The organism is Sphaerochaeta associata (assembly GCF_022869165.1).
In the GTDB taxonomy this organism is placed as follows: Bacteria; Spirochaetota; Spirochaetia; order Sphaerochaetales; family Sphaerochaetaceae; genus Sphaerochaeta; species Sphaerochaeta associata.
On the sequence record NZ_CP094929.1, the window covers coordinates 3,225,208 to 3,249,042 of the forward strand.

Consider the following 23,835-nt stretch of genomic DNA (forward strand, 5'->3'; position numbering starts at 1 on the left):
TTATTATGTTGTTTTTACAACAGAAGAGGGAATCCTATGGATGTAGTACAAATTCTGTTGCAATCGGTATTGTTTACCCGGATTCAAGATGAGAACATCGAGGGGCTGCTCTCCTGCCTGAAGGCTAGAACGTCAACCTTCCCCAAGGAATACACCATCATCGATGAGGGGGAGTATACCGATGAGATGGGAATCATCCTCTCGGGGTCGGCGAACATCGTCCGCCACGATTTCTGGGGCAATCGGACGGTCGTCGCAAACCTCGGTGTTGCAGACAGCTTTGCCGAAACGATCGCCTGCACCCAGCTGCCCAGCGAGGTGGTTGTCATCACCTGTGAGCCGACAACCGTACTCTTTTTGAATATTCACCAAGTCATCACGACCTGCCAAAGAGGATGCGTGCATCATCAAGGACTCATCGAAAACATGGTACGACTGCTCTCGCAGAAGAATCTGGAACTGATGAAGAAAATGAACCACATCACCAAGCGAAGTACCAGGGAAAAACTGCTGTCCTACCTATCCGAGGAGGCAAAGAAACGCAGCAGCCGGACCTTCACCATTCCTTTCGACCGCCAGCAGCTGGCCGACTATCTCTGTGTCGAGCGCAGCGCAATGTCCAGCGAGCTCTCCAAAATGCGCAGCGAAGGTTTGTTGGAGTATCAGAAGAGTACCTTCACCCTATACGAGGAGGAGTAAATGAAACGATTCCTACTACTTTCAGCACTATCGGCTTTGATGCTGCTCACTTCCTGTGCGAGCACATCCCGTACACCCGGCCCTCTCGCAGTCAAGGTGACCGAGGCTGTGAATTCACCGCTGCTGGTGCTCTCGATAAGCGAGAACGACTTGTACCAAGCAGGCTATAAAAACGGCGATCGGGTGCTCATCGAACTTGATGGAATGTTGATAAAGGCACTGCTTTCGGACAGTGCCTCACAACAAACTACAACCTTGGTGGCAGGTCCGACCAACTCGGTTCTCTACACTCCCACCGCAATCAGGCAGGGAAGCTCGGGCCTGATCATTCCCTACCGACCGCAACAGGAGAGAACACAATCGTCAGTGAGTTTTTCGGGCAACTTTGTCTTCACCCTGTAGTTGTACAGGCTCGGAGAGAATGTCAAAGGTATCGCAGACGGTTTCCAGCAGGAAAATCCTGATGCTTTGCATATCCATGCCACCCTCGTACGGGCCGAGATCCTCACGCACCTCATTGGTGTAGACATAACCGCGCAGCTCGGAGAAGTATCCTTTGGTTTGATAATCCTCCTGCAGCTCACGAAGCGAACACCCCAGCTTGTAGGAGAGGGAGCGCAGGTCCTCCTGCTCGAGGGAGACGGCAAGAATCACCTTTTTGCCGCGCTTGACGATCATCGAGTAGGGAATATTCACCAAATCCTCCCCGCTCTTGCAGGCAGGGTTCTTGAGCATGGTACATACCAACGTACCGCACTTCCATATTTCATCGGCAAGAATACCATCGTTCTCATCGGGAAAAGAGTGCCAGATAAGCGGATCGATCGCAGCTTGGCTTACAGGGTCTAACAACATAAGAGCCTCCGGCTTCCACATTAGCCTTTCATCTTGTACCTAGGCAAGGGGTTTCCCATCTTGACCGTTCAAGTCCGGCTTCGTATTGTAAGGGCATGAGCAGCAATCCAATCTTTCTGGCTTTCCTGGCTACGATGGGTACCTGGGCTATGACAGCCCTCGGAGCGGCGTTCGTATTCTTTTTCAAGACAATCCAAAAGCATGTGATGAACGCGCTCTTGGGGTTTGCCAGCGGCATTATGATTGCAGCGTCGTTCTGGTCGTTGCTCGCCCCTGCCATCGAGTTGGCCGAGGACGGTCCGGTTCCAGCCTACATTGCGGCTACCATAGGATTTCTGCTTGGAGGCCTCTTTCTCTATGTAAGCGACCATCTGCTGCCCCACACCCACATCGGCTCGAAGGAAGGAGAGGAGGAAGGAATCCCAACCCATCTTCGCAGGTCCATCCTGTTGGTCCTTTCCATCACCTTGCACAACTTTCCTGAAGGTTTGGCGGTAGGAGTTGCCATCGGATCGGCGGCCATAAGCGGAGGGAACATGAGCGCAGCCCTGGCCGTAGCCATCGGCATCGGGCTTCAGAACCTTCCTGAAGGGGCGGCCGTCTCCATTCCCCTGCGCAGGGAGGGACTGAGCCGGACCAAAAGCTTTTTCTATGGACAGGCATCAGGTATCGTTGAACCCATTGCAGGGGTATTGGGAGCCCTTCTGGTCACCCAGGTGACGCCGATTCTTCCCTATGCACTTGCCTTTGCGGCAGGGGCGATGATCTATGTGGTGGTTGAGGAGCTGATCCCCGAAGCCCAGGGGGCCTCGGACGATCACAAGGGGACCCATTACGCCACCTTGGGGACGATGCTTGGTTTCGCAGTCATGATGATTTTGGATGTTGCCCTGGGCTAGATGCGCTGCAACAGGTTCTCGATGGTCAGCGACCCAAGACTGGCAATACCCCGGTCCTGGACCTGTAGGGCGACAGCCTCTCCGGCCGTATCGTGCTCCACCTCATCCATGGTCTCAAGTCCGTACAGGCCTATCACCAAGTCCTGAAGACGCAGACTTTCCAGCGGTTGCTTCGGAATAAAGCTCGTATGGCTGTTGTTGGTGGGAGTGATGAAATCCAGTTGGGTCAACAGGGATAGAAAGCCTTGCAGGCGGTTGTAGGGAATTGCAAGGCGGTCGAGCATCTCCCGAACCGAGGTCGCCCCCTTGCCGTCCCGGAAGTTGCTTCCGATGAGCATCATGATATTGGTCCCCTCCGAAAGCTGCAAGGCAGGGCTCTGAGGAAGGCCTATGAAGCTGGAAGCTTCTGGTCGAAACTGGTGGACATACGCCAGCTCGACACTGAAGAAAACCGTAGCCCAGAATACGTAACAGAAAAACAAGAATAAAAAGACTGCGGCGAACGAACCGTAGATGACCGAGAAGTTGGTGGCCATCGAGGTAAGGATGGTGGTGAACTTGCTGAATATGCTGATGAACAGCAGACCGGCGAGGCTGCCAAGGAAGGCGGCATCGAACCTGACTTTGGTATTGGGAACAAAATAGATGAGCATAAAGAGAACAAGGGCTACAATGAGCGAGGGGGCGATCGTTCTGAGTACACTCGACCAGCGGCCGATGGAAACCCCCAGCAGGTCCAGATACCACGAGGCCAGCACCGACTGTACGCTCACATAGGCAGCCAATAAAAGGCTGGCTACAATGAGGAAGGTGACATACCCTGCAAAGCGCTTGAGGGGGTTGCGGCTGCGCGACGACCGGTAAATCTGGTTGATCACCGACCAGACCTTGTTGATGAGCAGGACCATGGTGATCAGGAAGGAGACCAATCCAACCACACCAAGACTCGTTGCATTGCGGGTGTAACGATTCAGCAGGACCATCAACTCACTTCCCGCCTGAGGCCCTGCAAGTTCGCCAAGCCATTGGGAGATGAAGTCGGTCAGAGGCTCAAGGACCCCAAGGATGTTGAAGAACGTGAAGATGAAAGTCAGGGCCGGAACAATGGCAAGGAGCGTAGAATACACCAAACCAGAGGCCGAGTTGAGAATATTATCCTTCATCGCCTGTCTGAAGACGGTGGAGAGAAACTTACCCAATCGTTTGAGGTTCTGCTGCACTACGCTCCAAAGCGTTGTTTTCATATCCTTCGTTTCATCCAATTATACAGGTATTCCTTGGTCGAAAGACGGTTCGTCTCCTGCAACAACTCATGCCGTGCCTCGGGAACCAAGGAGAGCGTGATGTCGGAGATATTGCTGTCACGATAGAGCTCATACACCCTGCGGACTCCCTTGCCGTATCCCCCCACCGGATCTTTTGCACCGCTGATAATCAATAAAGGCAGGTCAACCGGCAGTTTTCTGGCCTTAAGGGGGTCATTGGCCATCTGAACCCCGTCAAGCAGGTCCTCAAAGAATTTGGAAGTACAGACAAAACCACACAACGGATCCTCAATATAGGCGGCAACCTGCTCCTTATCTCTGGAAAGCCAATCAAAGGGGGTCTGGGCATTGGGAATTTTCTTGTTGTAGGAACCAAAACTCATTTTATCCAAAAGGGCGTCGGGATACTTGGAGCCATGCTTGGAAACATGGGAACGGGCGATCATTTTCCCGACCTTGCCAAGAAGGCCCTGTGAGGAGCCGGTACCCATGATGATCACCCCGTCAAAGAGGTCGGAGTGGTCGACGATCAGGGAGCGGGCGAGAAAGGATCCCATGCTGTGGCCCAGCAAAAAGAGGGGTTTCTTTGGAAAATCGGAAAGAATGATATTGCTCAGCTCGTACGCATCCTCCACCACACGCTGCCACCCTTCCCGTTCGGCGAAATAGCCCAACGTATCCCCTTCCTGCTGACCGGTCAGACCATGCCCCCGGTGGTCGGGAGCATACACGGCGATGCCTTTGGAGTTGAGAAACAAGGCGAATCGTTGATAGCGGAGACTGTGCTCGGCCATGCCATGCAAGATAAGGAGAACACCCTCTATCTGCCTCTCATCAGGAATCCAAACGCGATATTGTACCGTTTTCCCATCGCTGCAATCCAACTCCCTGATTGTAGTCATAGGCCCCTCCCCGTCTTGTTTATTTTTATATAATTCCCGTATCATGATAGCAATATTGTGTGCACATCACAAGAACCAAATTTCCTCTCTTTGGGAAATTGCTGTAGGAGAATATGAACTCATGCATCCGACTCTGATTCTGGCCAGTGATATTCATGGATCAACTGCAGCTCTCCGTCTGTTGCTGCAATACGCCAAGCACTATCAGGCGCAACATATTCTCATTGCAGGAGACATCTGTCCTCCTTCATCACCTGCTTTCAAGGAGCTGCTCAGTCAGCATACCGATACTATCCTGGTCCGGGGCAATTGCGACAGCTCGTATGATTTCAGTGCCGCCGGCATCAATCTCCCTCCCTTGGTGCAACGGCTGAAGTGGGGCGAACACTCAGTGGTCATGACCCACGGCGACAGGTTTCCCTCTCCCTACGGTTTGGATATGCAAGGTGGTGACATCTTCATCTCCGGGCACACACACTCACCCCGTCTGGTGATGCAGGAGGATGGTATTCTCCACATAAACCCTGGCTCGACCACCTTCCCGAGAACGGCCTTGGGTCCTACCTATGCACTGCTTTTTGAGGATGGAGCAAGCATCAGAAGCCTTGACGACGATCGGCCTTTGCCTTCACTGCAGTACTATTTCTTGTAACGAGAAAGATGCTGGTAGGCATCCAGCAGCCTGGCAAGCGGAACAACCTGCGCCCTTTGGTAATTGCTCTTTCCATTCACCAGAAGCTGATCAGGAAGTCGGCCTTTCCGCTTCTCAAGCAGCTTGTCGTTGATTTGCTGTTGCAACGCTTGAGCCTTTTTCCCGAATTCCATCATCTGCTGTGCTGATATCTCATACCCTTCGCCCAGCGAGGCGAAAGAGGCAAGCATTGTAAAATTCTTGTGCTTGTTCTTCCACCGAGGGAAGTGTAGAAGCGGATGGGCGAACGAGGGCAGCAACACCAGTGGACAGAGTCCGACACTCTCCAAGGCGGATGAAAGTTGCTGGACATAGAGGGCCCAGGAGGCAAGAGTCCGCTCATTTCCTCTGCGATAACGGTTCCCCCAGAGCAATTCACCATATACCATTCGCTCATCCCCGAGCGAAGCAAGCAGGGCTTGCACAGGAAGCGCCCGATAATCGAAGGGAGGGAGCGGCAGATTGTCGACTTCGAAGGCATGGTCTGCTCCACCATAGGTGGCAACCAACTCTTCCATCGTCTTCCCCAACTGCTCGCCGGTCCCTCGCTGGTAGGCCATGGCATCGAGAAGCCTGAGATAGAGCATGGCAGAGGAGCGCTGCATATCGGGCAGAAAGCCTAAAAGACCGTCCATTCGGCTTTTGCGCGCCCAAGAGAGGACCGCACCGGCACTTATCGGATCGAGTCCGTTTTCCAGGCATCGGGCGACCAGCTGCTGGACACTGCGGCTGTCGAAGAGTTCCAGGTTGGACCCCAAGGCCATGGCACTCTGAAGGTCCATAGCCGACTTCTCCTCACATACAGGACAGGAGACATCCTCTTTCCGTACTTCTTCCTCGCTCGAGCGCGGACAGAGTCCCCAGAGGCGCCCATCGATTCGCATCGAATAGTTGTCGATAGCGGCCCAACCATGGTGATTCGCCTTTGCAAGCAGCGCCAGAGTACCTTCCTTGGCTACCGTCCGGCTGATTCGGCTCTTGCTCATTGCCTGTAACGATGATTGGACAAGCAAGCCGAACCGATGAGGATCGTAGGATTCCCTGCCGGTTGAAGACATATCGAGGGAGAAATATTTGATGTTTTTCAGGCCGAACACCATGGCGATGCCACCGCAGCGGATGTTTTGGTTGTCGGCGACAAGCGAGGCATGGGCAACCAGATGCTCACCCGCAGGGCCGATGGAGACCACATGCTTGGAACCTACCCGTCTGGCAACCTCTACGGTAGTCATGTTGTGCAACTCTTCGGCTGCAGTAAAGCTCACCCCGCCGTCATGGATGGAGAAGCCCAAAAGCCTTCGTGCGCGGCCGGTGATGACCAAGGCGCTATAGCCGGATCCTGCGATGGCCCCTGCCAGGGATGATGCAGCACTCCCAACGGCAATCCTGCCCGTTATCGGGCTTTTCGTAACCATGGTGTAGGAGGTGGGACAGGGCATGGACAGGTCGGAGGCGGCACCGGGTGCAAAGACAATCGGGTTGCCGCTCTCATAGTATTTCGCCCCGAGCTCTGTAAACACTGCAAACCGTTTCCATAGCTCGAGGGCAAGAAGTCTCCCCCCAAGGTACGCTTTTGCATCGGATTCCGACAAGGGGATGACTTCGAATGATTCAGATGCTATATCTATATGCAATACCGAGCGTTGCCGATAGGGGAACGCTAATGTACGCTTCTTTTTCATATACAAAGGGTACCTACCTCACACGTTGCTGTCAATCAAAATTCCAGTCTCTATACTGAAGTAACAAGTATAGCATGGATTTACAAAAAATGCTTTCCCCTTGCCGCCGGTTTCACCTGCCGGTATTATAGATGCATGAAACAGATTAGTGTGAAAATCCATGGCCAAAATCTATCCTTGCCGATAGGCACCACTGTAGAGGATGTACTGCTCATGGCTGACATCGAAGGATCATGCAACGATCCTGTCTACGAGGACAACCCCTTTGTGGGTGCTTTGGTCAATCATGAGCTGCACTCCTGTTCGCGCTCCTTGGTTGCCGACTGCACCGTTGAACCTGTTCGCCTGTTCGGCGACATGGGCAAACGCATCTACCGCCACTCCCTCTGTTATCTCTTGTGTGCCGCTGTTTCCATGCTCTACCCCCAACGCCGTCTGGTTATCGGACACTCACTCGGAGACGGCTACTATTTCAGTTTCGACGACGAATTGATGCTCGCTGGCAGCGATATCCTTGCCATCGAGGAAGCGATGCGTTCTTTGGTCGAACAGAAACTGGATATCGAGGAGGTCACCCTCACCTACGAGAACGCCCTCGCTTATTTCGAACAGAACCACTTCGACCAAACGGCGGCACTCCTGTCGACCCGCAATGAACCAAAGGTGAACCTATACCGGCTCAGCGGATACCTGGACATCTCCTATGAACCGCTGCTGGGCAACACCGGCCTGATGAAGGTATGGGAGCTAAAACCGTACCAAGAGAGGGGCATGTTGCTGCGTTACCCCAGATCACACAATATCAAGGCGCTGGACCCGTTTGTGGACAACCCCCTGCTCTTCTCCGTCTTCAAGGAGTACAAGGCGTGGGGGAGCATACTGGGCGTCCAGTCTCTGGGGCAATTGAACCGGATGGGCAACCAGAATACGGTTGAGTCATTCATCCGACTCGCCGAGGCTCTACAACAGAAGAAGATCGCAAGCATTGCAGACCAGATAAATCTGCACAGCAGCGTCAAGGCTGTCCTCATAGCAGGCCCCTCCTCATCAGGCAAGACAACCTTCGCCCACAAACTGGGAATACAGCTTCAGGTATTGGGGAAGAAAACGATAAAAATTTCGCTGGACAGCTACTATCTTCCCCCCAGCCAAGCCCCCAAGGACGAGTTCAACAAGCCCGATCTGGAAGCGCTTGAAGCACTCGATGTGGCCAAGTTCCAAGAGGACCTTGCCAGCCTGTTCAGAGGAGAACCGGTTCGATTGTGCAAATTCGATTTCAAGACGGCGAAGCGCAGTTATGAATCCGAACCGGTGCAGATGGACAAGCGCACGCTTCTGGTTATTGAAGGCATTCACGGAATGAATCCCGAGCTCACAGCCTCGCTGGAAAGCGACCTGCTATTCCGAGTCTACATCTCAGCCCTTACGCAGCTGAATCTCGACGACCACAATCGCATCAGCACCACGGACAATCGCATCATCCGGCGTATGATCAGAGACAATCGAACCCGCGGTACGAATGCCGAGACCACCCTCAATATGTGGCCGTCGGTACAGCGCGGTGAAGACCGCTACATTTTCCCCTACCAGAACAACGCGAATGTTCTGATAAACAGTGCCCTCGATTATGAACTGGGGGTGCTGACCACCTACGCCCAACCGTTGTTGAAGATGGTAAAGCCATCAGCAGGGGCGGCCTATGAGACGGCCCGCAGGCTGCTGAGGTTCCTGGAGCATGTGAATCCCATCCCCGACACGCTTGTACCACCCGATTCCCTGCTCAGGGAGTTCATCGGAGGGAGTGAATTTGACGTCATTTGACGAAGGAGTCAACATATGGAACTCTACGATTCCAGACAGATAGATACGCTTGCATTGGAGACAAGACTGGGAAAGCCGGTCAAGCTCTACGAGAAATCGGTGACGAGCCTTGGAGAGTGCATCATCGCACTGATCCGCTCTGAGAAAGACAAATACCTGGTCGCCCAAGGCAGCGGGCCTGTGTTTGATGAATTGACAGGTGATGTCGCCCAAACATGCAAAATCTGCCCTGCCGACCATGCAAACCGGCTTGTCCTGAACAAGTATCTGCCCTACACGACACCGGTGGCCAATACAAGCAGACGGCCTTCACTCGGCTTGGGGGACAGGCTCGGCGAGGCGACGGCCGGTCATATCCAGGCGTTGAGTGGAACCAAGGTGTTCCCGTTTTTCGCCCAGCAGTCGATCAGGGAGCTCAACTTCACCGGTCGAAGCTTCGACGATGTCATCGATGCTGCTGCCTATGCAGTCTTTCAGGAGGGGTATACCACCGGATACGGTGCAGACGGCGATCACCTGAAGAAGTGTGAGGATATTGAGAAGTCTCTCAAGCAAGGCGCTACGATGATCACCCTCGACTCCTCGGAGCAGATCGACAACTCCATCCAAGGTCTGGATACGGATGCATTGCTTGCTCGCTATCAACAGCTTGGAGAAGAGACCCGGACAATGTATGAGAAGCTCTATCAGGAGCAGTTGATCACCATAGGCGATGAGATGTATAAACTCGACCGCACGCATCTGATGCAGGACGTACTGACCTATCACAAGGCATTGGACTTCATCCAGATGGTGTATGAAAGCTATATTTGCACCTCGTCAAGGCCGATTGATTTTGAGATCTCCATCGATGAGACCGACACCCCGACCGATCCCAAAAGCCATGTATTCATCGCCTTGGAGCTGAAACGAAGGCAGGTGTTGGTTTCTACATTGGCCCCCCGCTTCATCGGTGAGTTCCAGAAAGGAATCGACTATATCGGAGACCTGGACCTCTTTACTGCAGACCTTGCCCAGCATGCAGCCATAGCCGACCACTATGGGTACCGACTGAGCATTCACTCAGGCAGCGACAAGTTCAGCATCTTCCCCATCCTTGCAAAAACAATCAAGGGAAGCTTCCATGTCAAGACGGCAGGGACGAACTGGCTTGAAGCCGTCAGGCTTGTCGCACTGAAAGATCCTTCACTCTACCGCAGGATGCACGAGCATGCCCTGAAGAGGTTCCCCGATGCCAAGAAATTCTACCATGTTACGACCAGACTCGACCGCATCAGCGCTTTGCAGGAGGTGGAAGACAGTGAGCTGTGGCGCTATCTGGAGGATGACAATGCACGACAGCTTCTGCACATAACCTACGGCTACCTGCTGCGGGATGAGAACGATACGGGAGCAAAATTGCTCGGCGATGATCTATTCGGCCTGCTTGCACGTGAGGAAGAGCTTTATCAGACCCTGCTTGCCAAGCATATCGGCAAGCATCTTTCCTTATTGGGATTCTCCAAGTAGGACAAGGATAAGGCGGCCTTTCGGCCGCCTTGCTTCTTCATACGTTGTAGATGTGCTTGAACTCGTCAAAGAGTTCGCTTACCGCTTGCTTGCACTTTCCGCAGACCGTACCGTATTCGGTAATCTCCTGCAGTTGTTCGAGCGTTTTCGCCTGCCCGGACTTCACCAGGTCCTCAATCTGGACATCGGTGACGCTCTTGCACTCACAAATAACCTTGGCCACGTGCTTCTTGAAGGGATTCTCCCTTCCCTGCTTCTCCAGATAGTCGTCTATGGCGGCACGAAGAGCCTTGTCCCCAAGAACGGAGCAGTGGAACTTGTGCTCGGGAAGCCCTCCCAAAGCGTCGGTGATCATGGCCGGGGTGAGGTGGTACGCCTCCTCAAGGGTGAGGCCGATGGCCATTTCACTCATCATGGAAGTGCTTGCAATGGCCGATGCGCAGCCGTAGGTAAGCCATCTCAGGTCGAGGATTCTGTCGTCCTTGACTTTAATCAAGATTTGCATCTGATCCCCGCATGCAAGCGATCCAACATCTCCAATACCATCATAATCGAACTGTTCATCCTCTTTGAGGGTATTCCTGGGATTCATAAAATGGTCCTTCACCACCGGGGTATAGACCCATTGACTCATAAAATTGGTCATCGTGTTGACATCTCCCTTAAACGCTTGATAATCGGCGGCAGCTTCTCCAGGACATATGCAACGTCCTGCTCGGTATTGTATCGACCGAAACTGAACCGGATGGAGCCGTGGGCAAGCTCGATATCCACCCCGGAGGCCAGCAGTACGTAGCTGGGCTCAAGCGACCCGCTGGCACAGGCACTCCCGGTGGAAACCATAATTCCTTCCATATCGAGATAAAGCAGAATGGACTCCCCTTCTGCATGAGGGAAGGAGACATCAAGGGTGCCGGGCAGGCAGTGCTCCTGATTCCCGTTGACCACAACATTGCTGATACGTTCAAGAATCCCGACTCTCAGCATCTCCCTGAGTTTCCAAAGCTTCTTTCGCTCCATATCCAGATCGCGCTGTGCAATGGAGGCAGCCACTCCCATCCCTACGATGGAAGCCGTATTATAGGTTCCTGCCCGCTTTCCGCCTTCCTGATGGCCTCCATGCACCAACGGGGCATAGGGTGCCTTGGCCTTCACGACCAATGCTCCGACACCCTTGGGCCCATAAAACTTATGGGCGGAGAGACTGAGGTAGTCCACCCCAAGCTCCCTCATAGAAACAGGGATTTTCCCGATTGCCTGCGTAGCATCGGTATGCATGAAGGCCCCCGTTTGATGGGCGAGTCGAGCAATCTCTGCAACCGGCTGGATGGTCCCGATCTCATTATTCCCCAGCATCACCGACACCAGGGCGACATCATCGCCAAGCAGCTTATTCATCACGTCCATCTTCACCCGACCGGTACTATCGACCGGACATTCATCGACGTTGTAGCCGAGTTGTCTCAGGTATTTGACGGTCTCGATTATCGAAGGGTGTTCGATGGTGGTTGTCACAATTCGATTGCGCTTCGAACCAAGGTCGATGCGCTCCTTGAAGATATTGAATACGGTATTGTTTGCTTCGCTTGCACCGCTGGTGAAGACGATTGACGAGCTCTCCTCATCGATGAGAGAAGCAAGAGCCTGCCTGCTCTGTTCGATGGCAAGGGCCGCCTGACGCCCGGCCATGTGCATGCTGGAAGCATTTCCGTATAGCATATTGGATTGATGCACCGCTTCGATGACATCTTCATGCATCGCAGTAGTCGCATTGTTATCCAGATAGATAATGTTCTGTTCCATGAAATAACCTCATATACAACATAGTGAAGCACGGCCCGAAGGGTCAAGCCGCACACATTTCATGCGCGAAATGTATCGTATAGAGGTTCGTCCGAGTCCTCGGAAGGACAGGTCTTGCTATGGATGAAGCGGATGAAACGCCGCTCGGCGAATCGAAGGTGATGCTTTCTGGCCCAAGCCACGTAGCCGCAGGTCTCGGGCAGGTAGGAGGCGAACATTGCCCTGAGCCGTGTCATCTTCTGGCAGCGGGCGCAACGGACAAACCGCTCGGAATATACCTTGCATTGTTTGGTCGCCGGGTCGAAAAATTCACACCAGGAATCCAGGTCTATGACAAGATTACGGCCGTACACAGCCTTCTCATGGCAGCAGAGCCCGCATTTGGTGCATTTATCTTCCCAACACTTACCCACAATCGACCTCCTCGCTCATGGCGTCGAGGGCTTGTTGCACCTTCTGGTGCACCGGGGGAAGAATGGAAAGGGCGGTTACACTGATGTAGCCGCTGCGGACAGCCTGGAAATCGGAGAACTGTGTATCACAGCGTTGTATCGGTTGCACTCCCCCTTTAAGGGAGAGCACCACCGAGGTTCCAAAGCGTACTGAAGCAGTATCGAAATATCGATTCTCCTGCTCATGCTTGGTCTCTACTGCATCATGGTACTCAAGATAGCTGAGCACCCCGCTCTTCCACTTGCCGTTTCCATCCCCGGGGACATTGATATTGATGATGCACTCTCTGCTGGTCAGTGGATAAAACTCATCCAAGTGCTCTACCACAAAGGCTGCCGAACGGGCAAAGGGAAAGGAGCCCTCTTTGTCACGGCTGCAGCTGACAGCCATCGAGGGAAGCCCTGTCAAGGCTGCTTCACGAGCTGCCCCGACGGTTCCTGAATAGAGAATATCGGTGGATATATTGTAGCCGTGATTGATTCCGCTGATGACCAAATCGGGGGTCATGGGGAAAATCTTCCCTTTGGAAGCATAGAGAATGCAATCGGCAGGAGTGCCGCTGCAGTGATACCGATTCTTTGCATACTCGGTAATGACAATCTCTCCACGGAGTGTCATGGAGTGGCTGCTGGCGCTTCGCTCGGATGAGGGAGCGCAGATCCAGACATCGTGGCCGGCCTTCACCAAAGCATCGGACAGCGCAGCCAGTCCTTCACTTCGATACCCATCGTCATTCGTCAGCAGTATTCTCATCTATGCTCAGGGAGCACAACTTTTGCAGCTTCATGCCCACCATAGATATACCAGCGTGGGTGGAAACCAAAGATATGCTCGTAGTCCTCCAGACGGCTAATATAACTTGGAAGCGCCTGTTTACTCAAGAGGACCATGATATTACCGGAAAATCCATTGGAGATCTGCACCGACCCAAGACATCCATTAAGCTCTGAAGCACGTTTGGTGAGCCAGTCGACTTCCGGGCAGGTTACCTCAAGCAGGTCTCTCAGACCTGCCTGGACACGGTTCATCAGCTTGCCGTACAGAGAGGCGTCCTTGGATGTCAGCAACGATGCAGCATCATTGGCAAGATGTGACTCCATCAGGACATATTCACAGATATGACGAGCTTCCTCATCAAGGGGAACAATTCTAGCTGAGAGCTCGCTTTCAGGAAAGTCACGCAGAAAGCCTCCACTTTTCAGCTCCTTGAGCTTGCAGAAAGCACGCTCGATGGCCCGCCTCTTGCTGCTGATCTCTTCGCGCATCGCGTTCGGGGAGATTTTGCTATCCACCACGATAGCGACATACTCCTCATTCTCTTCGGTGAAGGGGAAGGAGATCTCCTTATAGGTCACATGCTGCAAGTCGAAGAAAAGTATCTTGGAAGGCTTTCCGTTGAGCATCGTCAATAGGTCGCTGACCCTGCAGCTTTCATTATTGAAGGTGGTGCTTGCTTGGTAGGCGATCCTGATCATGGAAGTCATGCTGAGGTTAAGGCCCATCAATGCATCGAGGGCGATGACCGTCCCCAGCGAACAGGCAGTGCTGACCATCTGGTTGTCACCATATAAAAGATTTCCTTCCACTGTAATATTCAACCCGGTGAAAGAGACCCCTTCATTGGCGAGAACAGCGATGACACCCTTGAGATAATTACCCCATCGGTCTTCCTTGCGGTACTTGATATTCCCCAGGGAGAAGCGTTTGCGGTCGTTGAGCGTGGCATTCGTCAGCCTTACCAGCTGGTCGTCACGCAACGAGACTGCTACGAAAAGCGTCGAGGCATCAGTACCGACTAAAGACCATCCCTTGCATGCATCCGCATAGCTACCCAGCAGGGTACACGTACCCGGCACTTGCGCTATTACGAGAGGAGTCTCTCCGTACTCTTTACTATGTTGTTTGATGACGTTATCCATGCCCCAACCTAATTTTTATGGGTCAATTTTAGGATACTTGTCGGCATAATGCAACAAAAAACCTACTTTTGTATAGTTTGCTGACCGAGCATTTCTCAACCCAATCGATAGATGCACGAACTGTGTTGCAAATACCTTAAAAAAGCCACCATTGCTGGCGGCTTCTTTGTGCTTGATTATTTTTCCAGGCCGTAGCGCTTCTTAAAGCGTTCGATACGTCCAGCGGTGTCAACCATTTTCTGGGTACCGGTGAAGAAGGGGTGGCAAGCAGAGCAAATTTCCAGCTCCAAGCTCTTGGCAGTTGTCTTGGTCTTGATTACGCTACCGCAAGAGCAGCGAACTTCAGCCAATTCATAGCGGGGGTGAATTCCGTCTTTCATGTTCAAATTCCTCCAGGAATATGTAATCTGCTGGCTGTACGCAGCAGACTGGTTTCAAATTCTCTTGGTCCTAATAGCCTGCAGAGTTCGTAGGAATCCCGGTATTAATAGAGCGTAAGAACGCCTCATTATCCTTTGTCTTCCGGATTTTGTCAATGAGGAACGGAGTCATCTCTTGGTCGTCCATATCATTGACAGCATTACGGGTGAGCCAGATCCTGGCAGCTTCATCAGGAGGCAACAGCAGATCTTCACGCCTGGTTCCACTTTTCTTGATGTTGATGGCCGGCCATAGACGTTTGTCTGCAAGCCTGCGGTCGAGAATGATCTCATTGTTTCCGGTACCCTTGAACTCTTCAAAAATAACCTCGTCCATCCTCGAACCGGTTTCAATCAAGCCAGTTGCAATAATGGTGAGGCTTCCGCCGAACTCAATGTTACGGGCAGCTCCAAAGAACCGTTTGGGTTTATGCAGGGCATTGGAGTCGACACCACCGCTGAGGATTTTCCCGCTCGCAGGAACCGTCTGGTTGTAGGCGCGGGCGAGACGGGTGATCGAGTCAAGCAGAATGACGACATCCTTCTTGTGCTCAACAAGACGCTTGGCCTTCTCAATGACCATCTCCGCGACCTGGACGTGACGACTTGCCTGCTCGTCGAAGGTGGAGGCGATTACCTCTCCCTTGACGTGACGGCGCATGTCGGTCACTTCCTCGGGTCGTTCATCCACCAAAAGAACCATGAGAACCACCTCGGGATGATTGGTACTGATGGAGTTGGCGATTTTCTGAAGCAGGACGGTTTTACCGGTTCTCGGGGGTGCAACGATCAAGGAGCGCTGACCCTTTCCGATCGGGCAGAACATATCAATGATACGCACCGACATATCCTCTTCAGCAGTCTCCAATTTCAATCGCTGATCGGGAAAAAGCGGGGTCAGACTGTCAAAAGGAACACGCATCTTTGCTACGATGGGCTCATCGCCGTTGACCTTGAGGATTTTGAGAATCGCAAAGAAGCGTTCGCTCTCACGCGGGGTTCGAACCTGTCCGTAGACAACATCCCCGGTTTTCAAATACAGGCTCTTGATCTGGGCGGGAGAAACATAGACGTCCTCGAGTCCGGAGAGATAGCTGTTTGACGGTGAACGAAGGAATCCAAAACCGTCGGGAAGAATCTCAAGGGTGCCGGTCCCTACAATAACGCCGCCGCTTGCAGTGTGGATCCTCAGAATTTCAGCTACGATTTCCTGCTTGCGCAAGTCGAGAATGGTATCTGCACTCAGGCCCTTCTCTATTCCCACCTTGCGCAGTTCATCGATGGACATATTGGTATACAGTTCAAGCTGGAGAACGGGTGCTTCAGGATGCTCTTCAATATTCAAGTCAAAAGAGGGTTCTTCATTCTGGTTCTGGCGCATTGAGCGATTCGGACCAAAGCTTTGGCTCTTCTGGAAGGAGCCCTTTGGATGGCGGTTTTGCTGATTGCGGTTGTTGCCTTTATTGAATTGGGGGTTCTTTCTATATGCATTCTGGTTCGGATTCTGATTCTGGGTTTGACTCCTCTGTTCGCTCTGCTTCTGCGATGGCTGAGTCTCGTCTGGTGAAGCAGCATGGGGCTGCGGTACAACAGCGGGAGCTTCTTCCTTGACCGGCTGGTCCTGCTGCTCAACGTGCAAGTCGAGCTGCGGTTGCTGCTCGTCAAGCATCTGAGATTTTTCATCTCGCTGCCTCACGCTGGTTTTCTTTGGCCTACCTCTTCGTTTTTTCTGCTGTGAGGACTCGTCTGTCGCCTCTTGTTGCTCGGCACTCTGATCAGCAGCATTCTCTGACGCTTTTACAGCCACAGGGCTTTTTTTTCGGGTGATACGCCGTACCGGTTTCTTCGCCTTTTCAGACTCGGAAGGTACTGACAACGCAGCTTCAGTTTGCACTAATTCTTCGGAAGACATAGGATAAACTCCAACGGAACAGGGAATTATACGTACCGATAAGGTACAATGACAACCCGACTCCTAAACTGTGATACAGGATGTAAGAATATGCGGGAATACAATTAACGAAATTCTGATAACGTCCCGCGATTGATACTCTAAATATATTGCCACTTCTTCACAGTGTCAAGCAAGCAAGCTCCTTTGATATACTGACTTGCAAGAATCAAGGCGACAACCGAAGCCTTTCTTCTTACCGAATCACGACCATAGGAAGTAAGTTGCACCTTCACTGCCATGCTTGAACGATGTTTGGAGGCGAATCCAAACCATACGGTTCCCACCGGTTTCTCGTTGCTGCCGCCGTCGGGCCCGGCGATACCACTGACTGACAACGCCCAATCGGTGTTTGAACGATTGAGCATACCCTCGGCCATTTCAAGCACACAAGCCTCGCTGACTGCTCCGTGGATTTGCAAGGTCTCTTCGTTCACCCCAAGCATAGCCATTTTTGCTTCATTTGCATAGGTGACAGCCCCTCCATAGAACCAAGCTGAACTTCCGCTTTGGTCGGTAAGCAGCTTTGCAATAAAGCCCGAGGTGCAGCTCTCTGCACAGCTGATCGTCTCACCCCTGGCCACAAGCAGATCCGTCAACAGCTGAGCGGGCATGACATCACCCTCTACCAGCAAGGAAGGGCCGACAAGGGATTCAAGGCGCTTTGCCATCTCTACACGCTCTTGATCATCACCTCCCACCAGATACAGGCTGATCTTCAAATCCTGGAACCGTGTACCCCACTGCAGACCATTGAAGGTTGCCTGCCTGCAGAGCTCATCGAGTTTTGCTTCGGGGATCAGGAAGGTGGAGTATTCACTGCGCGCAAAATCATCATGACCGATCAGCTGAGCCAGATAGGGCAGCACCTGGTCGAAGAACATCGGATCCATCTCCCTGGGCGGACCGGGCATGGCGATGCAGACAATCTCGCGGTCCCCTTCGGGTATGATGCCCCGGAAGCCGGCTGCCGTTCCATACGGATTGGGGATTGCGGCAAAGCCCTGAGGTATCATGGTCTGTTGCTCATTGGCTCCCCAGATACGCTCGCCGATGCGCGCATACAACGCATCAAAGGTTGCTTGGTCACGTACCAGAGGGACGTTTGCCATTCGGGCGACAATGCTGCGGGTCAAATCGTCGCTGGTGGGTCCAAGACCTCCGGTAAGAATGACAATGTCACACGTATCGATGCACTCCTGCAGCACTTCGCCGATGGTCCCGTCATCGGGAACCAGGACCATGCGATCAACCCGATACCCCAGCTGCGTCAGCTGGCTGGCAAGGACCTGCCAGTGTTTATCCGCAATGACGCCGCGGGTCAATTCAGTCCCGATAATGAAGAGTGCCGCACTGATGTAGGTCATGTTCTGTTCTGCCTTCTCTTTCGAATGAAGTGTAGTAGGTGATTGAGAGCTCCAAAACCAAGCAATAGGTACGAAAGGTAAATGGTCAAAAAGGCGAACCAGTCGATGTGCCTGGTATAGAAGGTTGTTCCATGACTTTCTCCGGTGAATACGGGAACGTCATAGATATGCCAGCCTACCTTGAAGGGCTCCATGGGGTCGATGATCTTTCCGGTTACATCGATGACGCAGGTCATGCCGCTGTTCGTACCACGAACGGTGGTACGTCGATTCTCGATGGAGCGGAACACAGCCAGACCCAGGTGCTGCATCTCGGCCGAGACGGCCTTCGACCAGCCGTCGTTGGTCATATTGACGATGACATCGGCGCCGTTGGCTACAAAGCCGGCATTCAAATAGCCGAACACATCCTCAAAGCAGATCGGAGTGGAGAACTTCACGCCTTCCTCGGTTTCGAAGACCACACTCTCGTACCCCTTCTCCCACCAGTTGTAGTCATTGGCCAACAACAGGTTGTAGAGCAGAGGCAGTTGTTTCTCATAAGGGAAGTGTTCGGTGAACGGGACAAGATGTTGTTTGCGATATGTATTCTTGATCTTGCCGTCCTCAAAGAAAATGACCGTGTTGTAATCCTTGCGGTTCCAACTTCCATCTGAGAGCAAAGCCGGCTGGGATGGATCGTCGATCACTCCTTCGGGGTTTCCTGTCACCAACGGAATGGGCAGGGACTTGCCGAATGCAACGAACTCTTCGACCAAAGCCGAAGTGGCCGGATCGGAGGGATAATTCTCATGCCATGCAACCGAGGGAACAAATGCGGTCTCAGACCAAAGTATGATGTCGGGATCAGCTTGCAGGGCCTCCAGGCTCATGCGGCGCAGGTTGTTGAAGTTATTCTTGTATGTGGTATACCCGCCCTTCCAGGTATCGGCGCTGTGTTGGATGGTGGCGACTTTCCAAACTTTCTCGGGCTCTTGGGACCTCCAGTAGGAGATGCTGGCAAAGCCGTACACCAATGTCGCCAGCAATATAACTGCATAGGCAGCCAAGAAGAGCAGATGCTGCTTCAGGTAGGTCGTATAACGCTCCGGACGGTTTCGGTATTTCTCGAACAGAATGAAAGCCAGGAATGTTTGGGGCAGTACCATCAAGAAAGTAACCCCCCAGATGCCGGTGAATTCGGCAATCTGGATGAACGCAAGATATTCGTAGGCAGCCGACCCCAGGGTTCCATAGGGGTATCCGGCAAACCAATCCTGGCTGACATAGGAGTACGCTACCCAGATGATGCCCTCGACGATATACCCATACTTCTTGAACAACTTCTGTGCTGCCTTCAATAGAGGAAACAGGACAACCATCTCGCCGCCCTTGATGATGGGAACGATCAGGATGGCAAGCGGATGGAAGGTCTTCAGCCAGTAGTTGAAGAACAGGTAGAACATGAAACCATAGAAGAAGCCGTATACAGGCGTAAGCTTCCAGCTGGTATTACGAATAACAGCAAAAACCGGAATCAGGGCAATGAACCCGATGAAACCCAACCCATTGGCCGATACGAGCCCCGGGAAGGCAAATGAGTACACAAACGCTGATGCCAATAACACAAAAACCTCAGAACAAACCGTTCCGAGGTTCCGTCTGGGATACAAATCAACCAAGAGATGTTCTCCTACTGTAAACGCGTGAAACTTCAGTCGTTCTCCGGCTTGTTGTCACGCAAGTCCCATACATAATCCTTGAGCTCTTTGCCAGGACGGAAAATTGCGACCCCGTGTGTCTCGACGGCAACAATAGCACCAGTCTTGGGGTTGCGAGCTTTCTCCCTGCCCTTACGGGTACGAACCTCAAAGGTTCCAAATCCACGGAGCTCGATGACCTGATCGTTCTTCAGCCCTTCTTTCACTTCTTCGAAGAATTCATCGATGATCTTATGGATATCGGCTCTATTCAGTCCATGCTTCTCATGGAGACTCTCAATAATGGCTGCTTTTGTCAATTTTGGTCCTGCCATGGTAACTCCTTAACACACAATATTTGCAAAAGAACATAAGCCGATACCACAATCGGCCTGATTTCAAGTGGCCGTTATGCCTGGACGGCAGCCTGGTTGTTCAGCTTGTTGAACCTGGCCTGCAATCTGGATTTCTTGCGGCTGGCGGTGTTCTGATGGATAATTCCCTTGCTTGCAGTTGAGTCAAGCAGTTGGAGACTTAGCGCCAGGGCAGAAGCAGCAGTATCCTTGTCATTGGAGACCACAGCGGCTTCAAACTTCTTAATTGCGGTGCGCATAGTACTCTTGGCTGCACGGTTCCTCATTCTCCTGACGCTGTTCTGTCGCTCTCTTTTCTCAGCAGACCTGTTAATCACGTAATACCTCCAAACATATTACCTTGAATACGTAGTTATTTGTATGAAATATGAAGTCGGCAACACAGGGCCGACGGTGTAAAAACATATCACAGTCTATAAAATCGGTCAATACAATGCTTTACTTCAGTTTGACAAAAATTCATCCGTATACTCCTTCGTTATCTCCCAACGACTGGATTCCTCGTTGAAAAATACCGCTGAATGAGGGATTGCCAGCATCCGACCCTCACTTCCCGTGAGCAGAATTCGTTTTGACAGTATGTTGACTTCTGATACTTTCATCAACTCAAATCCCACTTTTAATTTGCTTCCTTCCGGAGGATAGTTGCGTTTTTCCTCCACATAGAAGTCGAATTCATAGGAAAGACAGCAGAGGAGCCTACCGCATGGACCGGAAATTTTCATCGAATTGAGTGATAAATTCTGCTCCTTCGCCATTTTGATTGAAACGGGATTGAGTTTGTCAGTTACACTGTGGCAGCAGAAATCTCTTCCGCAGACAGCCAAACCGCCAAGCACCCGACTTTCATCACGCACCCCGATTTGACGCAATTCGATACGGATGCGGAACACCGAAACCAAGTCCTTGACCAACTCCCGGAAGTCGACACGAACATCCGCGGTAAAAAAGAAAATTATTTTCGGCTCCCCGAGCAAAAAGTGAGCGGTAACCAACTTCATGTCCAGTTTATGACAGGCAATCTTCTCTCGACAGATCCGCATCGCCTCATCCTCTTTCTCCACAAGCTCCTGGTATCGGTTCAAATCGGAGGGGGTCGCCAAGCGGTCGATCCATACAATCTCTCCGGTCAAATCGACTTCCCTGGGCTCGGGGTGCGGATTACACCCGCCGCAGGAGTCGCAAGGATCTTCGTCGGGCTCGGAACGGTACAGGATCTCGATTCCTTGCTCTGGCTCGATACCGACCGCTTCATCCTCACGCTCGTCCTTGGGAAGACATTCGCCATGCAGACAAGCACCCTGACACTGGTCGCAACCGGGAGTATACTCCTTGCCCAACCTGTCTGCACTTGCCACGATGATACCCAAATCCAATCCATACCGGGTAGGCGCCACCACCGAGGTGCCGGGATACAATACAGAATCCCACGCACAAATGCTGGTCTCGTTGGATGAAGGGTTCTTTACCAAATATATATAGCCGCGAGAGGGTCTGTTTCGTTGACTTTGACCTTCGGGGGCACGCATTCGTTCTTTTTTCATGCAAATCCTTTGCCAAAAGGGCACTAACGTTGTAAAGCTACCACGTGGACAAGAAATTGTCAAACTGTATATCAAGGGGCTTAAGTGATTGACAGTATTCGAGTTACAACGTTGACGGCTACATTCTGGCATGGTATAGTCTAGGCACATCTCCCATTATGTTGAGAATGTTTCTCAAGGAGTCGGTATGCAACTGTTTGATACGCACGCCCACATAGGGTTGTTGCAGGATGACAAGATGGAGCAATTGCTGGCAGTCCAACTTGCGAAAGTCAAGTCGGTCAAACACGTAGTAAGCATTTGCAACAGTTTGTCGGACTTCGAGCGTACCTATGCCAACCTGGAGAGTGCCGATTCCGTCTATCATGCCGTAGGGGTATCCCCGACCGAGGTTGCCAATCCCGGCAAGGACTGGGAGGAACGGGTTATCACCCACGCCCAGCAGAAGAAACGCATTGTCGCCATCGGAGAGACAGGTCTGGACTACTACCATATGTTCGGCGGCGATAAGACACTGCAGATCGAGTTGCTGCTCAAGCATCTGGAAATCGCACGGCATCTCGACCTTCCTGTCATCATACACAACCGTAATGCAGCGGAGGACCTGTTGCCCATCCTCGCAGAAAAACTGCCGCCAAAGGGTGGCATCCTTCATTGTTTCGGGGAGGACTGGACGTTTGCAAAACAGGCTCTCTCACTTAACCTGATGTTCTCGTTTGCAGGAAACCTGACGTTCAAGAACAGCAGAAGCCTGCAGGAGGTTGCAATGAGACTGCCTTCCGATAGAATTGTCATTGAAAGCGAAGCGCCCTTCATGACACCCTACCCTTACAAAGGAGAGCGCAATAAAATTCACTATCTGGTTGAAACAGCCAAGGTCCTTGCCACACTGCGGCAGACCTCCCTTGAAGAGCTTTCTGAAAGCCTTTATGCTAACAGCCTGAAGGCGTTTGCCCTTCCAAAGGACGTATGAACGAACAGCAACTGTATCACCCGGTCCAGATAGGAAATGTCAAGATTGCAGGAAATCTCTTTCTTGCACCGCTTGCCGGCTACACGGACATCCCATTCAGATCACTGTGCATCGAAGCAGGGGCCGATTTCACCTTCACGGAGATGGTCAGTGCAGAAGGGCTATCCCGTGAGGGGGAAAAGACCCTGGAATTGATGTATCGCGCCCCAAATGAGAAGCAGTATGCCATCCAGCTTTTTATGAGCAATACCGATTCGCTGAAACAGGCGCTCCAGCAATTGATGCCCTTCCAGCCGGAAATCATCGATATAAACTGCGGCTGTCCGGTTCCCAAGGTCACCAAAACCGGCGCGGGATCGGCAATGATGAAAACACCATCCCTGATCACCGACGTGGTGCGAACCATAACCGATGAGATGGACATCCCGGTTTCAGTCAAGTTCCGTACAGGCTGGGATGCGCAAAGCGAGAACTTCCTCACCTTCGCCCAGGCCGCCCTTGATGGAGGGGCGTCGGCGCTCACCCTGCATGCCCGAACCCGTAGCCAAGGATATGCCCCCTTTGCCGACTGGACCAAGCTCGCTTCCCTTAAACAGTATTGCATCGAGCATGACTACCAGGTCCCGGTTTTTGGTTCAGGAGACCTCTTTGCCGCCGAGGATGCAAAGAAAATGATCCAGGAAACCGGTGTTGATGGTGTCATGTTCGCCCGCGGAGCCATCGGAAACCCCTTCATTTTCGCCCAGGCAAAAGCGCTTCTGCAAGGCAAGGAAATGGTTGAGATCACCAAGAAGATGCGCTATGAGGCAATTCTCAGGCACTTGGATCTGATGATCGATACCTTCGGGGAGAAAACTGCCTGCACCCTGATGCGCAAGCACACCTGTTCCTACCTCAAAGGCGTCCCCAATACTTCTCCCATAAAACAGGCGGTCGTCCAGGCGGTTAAGCGTGAGCACTACACACAGGCTCTCAGCCCACTTGTTGACCTATGAAGCCGTAAAATGGTACGTTTATTAGAGTAATCTGA

General features: G+C 52.3%; 24 protein-coding genes. 8 read left to right on the forward strand and 16 right to left on the reverse strand.

What is annotated here, in order from left to right; translation table 11 throughout:
* Window positions 1–36: 36 nt before the first annotated feature.
* Window positions 37–699 (forward strand): Crp/Fnr family transcriptional regulator, encoded by a 663-nt coding sequence (locus tag MUG09_RS14895; RefSeq protein ID WP_244772233.1) that lies wholly within the window; start codon window positions 37–39, stop codon window positions 697–699.
* Window positions 700–1,101, forward strand: coding sequence for a hypothetical protein (locus MUG09_RS14900; RefSeq protein ID WP_244772234.1), 402 nt, complete (start codon window positions 700–702; stop codon window positions 1,099–1,101). It abuts the gene before it with no gap.
* Here MUG09_RS14900 and MUG09_RS14905 read toward each other — a convergent pair.
* Window positions 1,063–1,554, reverse strand: a complete 492-nt coding sequence (locus MUG09_RS14905; protein ID WP_244772235.1) for a hypothetical protein — start codon at window positions 1,552–1,554, stop codon at window positions 1,063–1,065. The two genes, MUG09_RS14900 and MUG09_RS14905, sit on opposite strands and share 39 nt — an antisense overlap.
* 95 nt (window positions 1,555–1,649) lie before the next feature.
* On the opposite strand from MUG09_RS14905, the gene MUG09_RS14910 reads away from it, so the two are divergent.
* Window positions 1,650–2,453 carry a ZIP family metal transporter gene (locus tag MUG09_RS14910; RefSeq protein WP_244772236.1) on the forward strand — a complete coding sequence of 268 codons (804 nt, stop codon included), beginning with the start codon at window positions 1,650–1,652 and terminating at the stop codon, window positions 2,451–2,453.
* On the opposite strand, the gene MUG09_RS14915 is transcribed toward MUG09_RS14910, so the two are convergent.
* Window positions 2,450–3,697: a YihY/virulence factor BrkB family protein gene (locus MUG09_RS14915; RefSeq protein ID WP_244772237.1), complete on the reverse strand. Its 1,248-nt coding sequence runs from the start codon at window positions 3,695–3,697 to the stop codon at window positions 2,450–2,452. The genes MUG09_RS14910 and MUG09_RS14915 overlap by 4 nt on opposite strands.
* Window positions 3,694–4,620, reverse strand: coding sequence for an alpha/beta hydrolase (locus MUG09_RS14920; RefSeq protein WP_244772238.1), 927 nt, complete (start codon window positions 4,618–4,620; stop codon window positions 3,694–3,696). Before MUG09_RS14920 ends, MUG09_RS14915 begins: the two co-directional genes overlap by 4 nt.
* Before the next feature lie 43 nt (window positions 4,621–4,663).
* On the opposite strand from MUG09_RS14920, the gene MUG09_RS14925 reads away from it, so the two are divergent.
* A complete protein-coding gene (locus tag MUG09_RS14925) occupies window positions 4,664–5,272 on the forward strand; it encodes a YfcE family phosphodiesterase (protein ID WP_244772239.1) in 609 nt (202 codons plus the stop codon).
* Here the strand turns inward: MUG09_RS14925 and MUG09_RS14930 are convergent.
* A complete protein-coding gene (locus MUG09_RS14930; RefSeq protein WP_244772240.1) occupies window positions 5,260–6,993 on the reverse strand; it encodes an aldehyde ferredoxin oxidoreductase N-terminal domain-containing protein in 1,734 nt (577 codons plus the stop codon). The two genes, MUG09_RS14925 and MUG09_RS14930, sit on opposite strands and share 13 nt — an antisense overlap.
* 135 nt (window positions 6,994–7,128) lie before the next feature.
* Between MUG09_RS14930 and MUG09_RS14935 the strand changes: the two genes are divergently transcribed.
* Complete coding sequence (locus tag MUG09_RS14935; protein ID WP_244772241.1) at window positions 7,129–8,814, forward strand: nucleoside kinase; 1,686 nt, start codon at window positions 7,129–7,131, stop codon at window positions 8,812–8,814.
* 15 nt (window positions 8,815–8,829) lie between these two features.
* The gene (locus MUG09_RS14940; protein WP_244772242.1) at window positions 8,830–10,323 is read left to right on the forward strand and encodes a tagaturonate epimerase family protein; all 1,494 of its coding nucleotides are present in this window, start codon (window positions 8,830–8,832) and stop codon (window positions 10,321–10,323) included.
* Between the two features lie 37 nt (window positions 10,324–10,360).
* Here MUG09_RS14940 and MUG09_RS14945 read toward each other — a convergent pair whose 3' ends face one another.
* The 12 genes from MUG09_RS14945 to MUG09_RS15000 all read right to left on the reverse strand — a co-directional run bounded on the left by MUG09_RS14945 (window position 10,361) and on the right by MUG09_RS15000 (window position 21,832).
* Complete coding sequence (locus MUG09_RS14945) at window positions 10,361–10,969, reverse strand: iron-sulfur cluster assembly scaffold protein (protein WP_244772243.1); 609 nt, start codon at window positions 10,967–10,969, stop codon at window positions 10,361–10,363.
* The gene (locus MUG09_RS14950) at window positions 10,966–12,126 is read right to left on the reverse strand and encodes a cysteine desulfurase family protein (protein ID WP_244772244.1); all 1,161 of its coding nucleotides are present in this window, start codon (window positions 12,124–12,126) and stop codon (window positions 10,966–10,968) included. Before MUG09_RS14950 ends, MUG09_RS14945 begins: the two co-directional genes overlap by 4 nt.
* A 59-nt stretch (window positions 12,127–12,185) precedes the next feature.
* Window positions 12,186–12,539, reverse strand: coding sequence for a CxxCxxCC domain-containing protein (locus MUG09_RS14955; RefSeq protein WP_244772245.1), 354 nt, complete (start codon window positions 12,537–12,539; stop codon window positions 12,186–12,188).
* Window positions 12,532–13,332 (reverse strand): 5'/3'-nucleotidase SurE, encoded by an 801-nt coding sequence (gene surE / locus MUG09_RS14960; RefSeq protein ID WP_244772246.1) that lies wholly within the window; start codon window positions 13,330–13,332, stop codon window positions 12,532–12,534. The genes MUG09_RS14955 and surE overlap by 8 nt, the downstream gene beginning before the upstream one ends.
* Window positions 13,329–14,498 carry a galactokinase gene (locus tag MUG09_RS14965; RefSeq protein ID WP_244772247.1) on the reverse strand — a complete coding sequence of 390 codons (1,170 nt, stop codon included), beginning with the start codon at window positions 14,496–14,498 and terminating at the stop codon, window positions 13,329–13,331. Before MUG09_RS14965 ends, surE begins: the two co-directional genes overlap by 4 nt.
* 176 nt (window positions 14,499–14,674) lie before the next feature.
* Window positions 14,675–14,878: a 50S ribosomal protein L31 gene (gene rpmE, locus MUG09_RS14970; protein ID WP_244772248.1), complete on the reverse strand. Its 204-nt coding sequence runs from the start codon at window positions 14,876–14,878 to the stop codon at window positions 14,675–14,677.
* A 70-nt stretch (window positions 14,879–14,948) separates the two neighbouring features.
* Window positions 14,949–16,829 carry a transcription termination factor Rho gene (rho, locus tag MUG09_RS14975; protein ID WP_244772249.1) on the reverse strand — a complete coding sequence of 627 codons (1,881 nt, stop codon included), beginning with the start codon at window positions 16,827–16,829 and terminating at the stop codon, window positions 14,949–14,951.
* A gap of 140 nt (window positions 16,830–16,969) precedes the next feature.
* Window positions 16,970–18,235 (reverse strand): nicotinamide-nucleotide amidohydrolase family protein, encoded by a 1,266-nt coding sequence (locus MUG09_RS14980; protein WP_244772250.1) that lies wholly within the window; start codon window positions 18,233–18,235, stop codon window positions 16,970–16,972.
* Entirely contained in the window at window positions 18,232–19,896 is a 1,665-nt protein-coding gene (gene lnt / locus MUG09_RS14985) for an apolipoprotein N-acyltransferase (protein WP_244772251.1), read from the reverse strand. Before lnt ends, MUG09_RS14980 begins: the two co-directional genes overlap by 4 nt.
* 32 nt (window positions 19,897–19,928) lie before the next feature.
* Complete coding sequence (locus MUG09_RS14990; RefSeq protein ID WP_244772252.1) at window positions 19,929–20,249, reverse strand: HU family DNA-binding protein; 321 nt, start codon at window positions 20,247–20,249, stop codon at window positions 19,929–19,931.
* A 74-nt stretch (window positions 20,250–20,323) separates the two neighbouring features.
* Entirely contained in the window at window positions 20,324–20,605 is a 282-nt protein-coding gene (gene rpsT, locus MUG09_RS14995) for a 30S ribosomal protein S20 (protein WP_244772253.1), read from the reverse strand.
* A 126-nt stretch (window positions 20,606–20,731) separates the two neighbouring features.
* Window positions 20,732–21,832 (reverse strand): PSP1 domain-containing protein, encoded by a 1,101-nt coding sequence (locus tag MUG09_RS15000; protein WP_244772254.1) that lies wholly within the window; start codon window positions 21,830–21,832, stop codon window positions 20,732–20,734.
* 187 nt (window positions 21,833–22,019) lie between these two features.
* On the opposite strand from MUG09_RS15000, the gene MUG09_RS15005 reads away from it, so the two are divergent.
* Both MUG09_RS15005 and dusB read left to right on the forward strand, forming a co-directional pair.
* Window positions 22,020–22,805: a TatD family hydrolase gene (locus MUG09_RS15005; RefSeq protein WP_244772255.1), complete on the forward strand. Its 786-nt coding sequence runs from the start codon at window positions 22,020–22,022 to the stop codon at window positions 22,803–22,805.
* Complete coding sequence (gene dusB / locus MUG09_RS15010; RefSeq protein WP_244772256.1) at window positions 22,802–23,800, forward strand: tRNA dihydrouridine synthase DusB; 999 nt, start codon at window positions 22,802–22,804, stop codon at window positions 23,798–23,800. The genes MUG09_RS15005 and dusB overlap by 4 nt, the downstream gene beginning before the upstream one ends.
* The last annotated feature ends 35 nt before the right edge of the window (window positions 23,801–23,835 follow it).

What these genes read in the sequence shown, in the direction of transcription:
- surE (WP_244772246.1), bottom strand. Translation starts at nt 13,332, where the DNA reads ATGAGAATACTGCTGACGAATGACGATGGGTATCGAAGTGAAGGACTG.
- MUG09_RS14980 (WP_244772250.1), bottom strand. Translation starts at nt 18,235, where the DNA reads ATGACCTACATCAGTGCGGCACTCTTCATTATCGGGACTGAATTGACC.
- MUG09_RS14965 (WP_244772247.1), bottom strand. Translation starts at nt 14,498, where the DNA reads ATGGATAACGTCATCAAACAACATAGTAAAGAGTACGGAGAGACTCCT.
- rho (WP_244772249.1), bottom strand. Translation starts at nt 16,829, where the DNA reads ATGTCTTCCGAAGAATTAGTGCAAACTGAAGCTGCGTTGTCAGTACCT.
- MUG09_RS14950 (WP_244772244.1), bottom strand. Translation starts at nt 12,126, where the DNA reads ATGGAACAGAACATTATCTATCTGGATAACAATGCGACTACTGCGATG.
- MUG09_RS14905 (WP_244772235.1), bottom strand. Translation starts at nt 1,554, where the DNA reads ATGTTGTTAGACCCTGTAAGCCAAGCTGCGATCGATCCGCTTATCTGG.
- MUG09_RS14900 (WP_244772234.1), top strand. Translation starts at nt 700, where the DNA reads ATGAAACGATTCCTACTACTTTCAGCACTATCGGCTTTGATGCTGCTC.
- MUG09_RS15005 (WP_244772255.1), top strand. Translation starts at nt 22,020, where the DNA reads ATGCAACTGTTTGATACGCACGCCCACATAGGGTTGTTGCAGGATGAC.
- MUG09_RS14935 (WP_244772241.1), top strand. Translation starts at nt 7,129, where the DNA reads ATGAAACAGATTAGTGTGAAAATCCATGGCCAAAATCTATCCTTGCCG.
- dusB (WP_244772256.1), top strand. Translation starts at nt 22,802, where the DNA reads ATGAACGAACAGCAACTGTATCACCCGGTCCAGATAGGAAATGTCAAG.
- MUG09_RS14945 (WP_244772243.1), bottom strand. Translation starts at nt 10,969, where the DNA reads ATGACCAATTTTATGAGTCAATGGGTCTATACCCCGGTGGTGAAGGAC.
- MUG09_RS14990 (WP_244772252.1), bottom strand. Translation starts at nt 20,249, where the DNA reads ATGGCAGGACCAAAATTGACAAAAGCAGCCATTATTGAGAGTCTCCAT.
- MUG09_RS14940 (WP_244772242.1), top strand. Translation starts at nt 8,830, where the DNA reads ATGGAACTCTACGATTCCAGACAGATAGATACGCTTGCATTGGAGACA.
- MUG09_RS14925 (WP_244772239.1), top strand. Translation starts at nt 4,664, where the DNA reads ATGATAGCAATATTGTGTGCACATCACAAGAACCAAATTTCCTCTCTT.
- MUG09_RS14910 (WP_244772236.1), top strand. Translation starts at nt 1,650, where the DNA reads ATGAGCAGCAATCCAATCTTTCTGGCTTTCCTGGCTACGATGGGTACC.
- MUG09_RS15000 (WP_244772254.1), bottom strand. Translation starts at nt 21,832, where the DNA reads ATGAAAAAAGAACGAATGCGTGCCCCCGAAGGTCAAAGTCAACGAAAC.
- MUG09_RS14915 (WP_244772237.1), bottom strand. Translation starts at nt 3,697, where the DNA reads ATGAAAACAACGCTTTGGAGCGTAGTGCAGCAGAACCTCAAACGATTG.
- MUG09_RS14930 (WP_244772240.1), bottom strand. Translation starts at nt 6,993, where the DNA reads ATGAAAAAGAAGCGTACATTAGCGTTCCCCTATCGGCAACGCTCGGTA.
- rpmE (WP_244772248.1), bottom strand. Translation starts at nt 14,878, where the DNA reads ATGAAAGACGGAATTCACCCCCGCTATGAATTGGCTGAAGTTCGCTGC.
- MUG09_RS14920 (WP_244772238.1), bottom strand. Translation starts at nt 4,620, where the DNA reads ATGACTACAATCAGGGAGTTGGATTGCAGCGATGGGAAAACGGTACAA.
- MUG09_RS14895 (WP_244772233.1), top strand. Translation starts at nt 37, where the DNA reads ATGGATGTAGTACAAATTCTGTTGCAATCGGTATTGTTTACCCGGATT.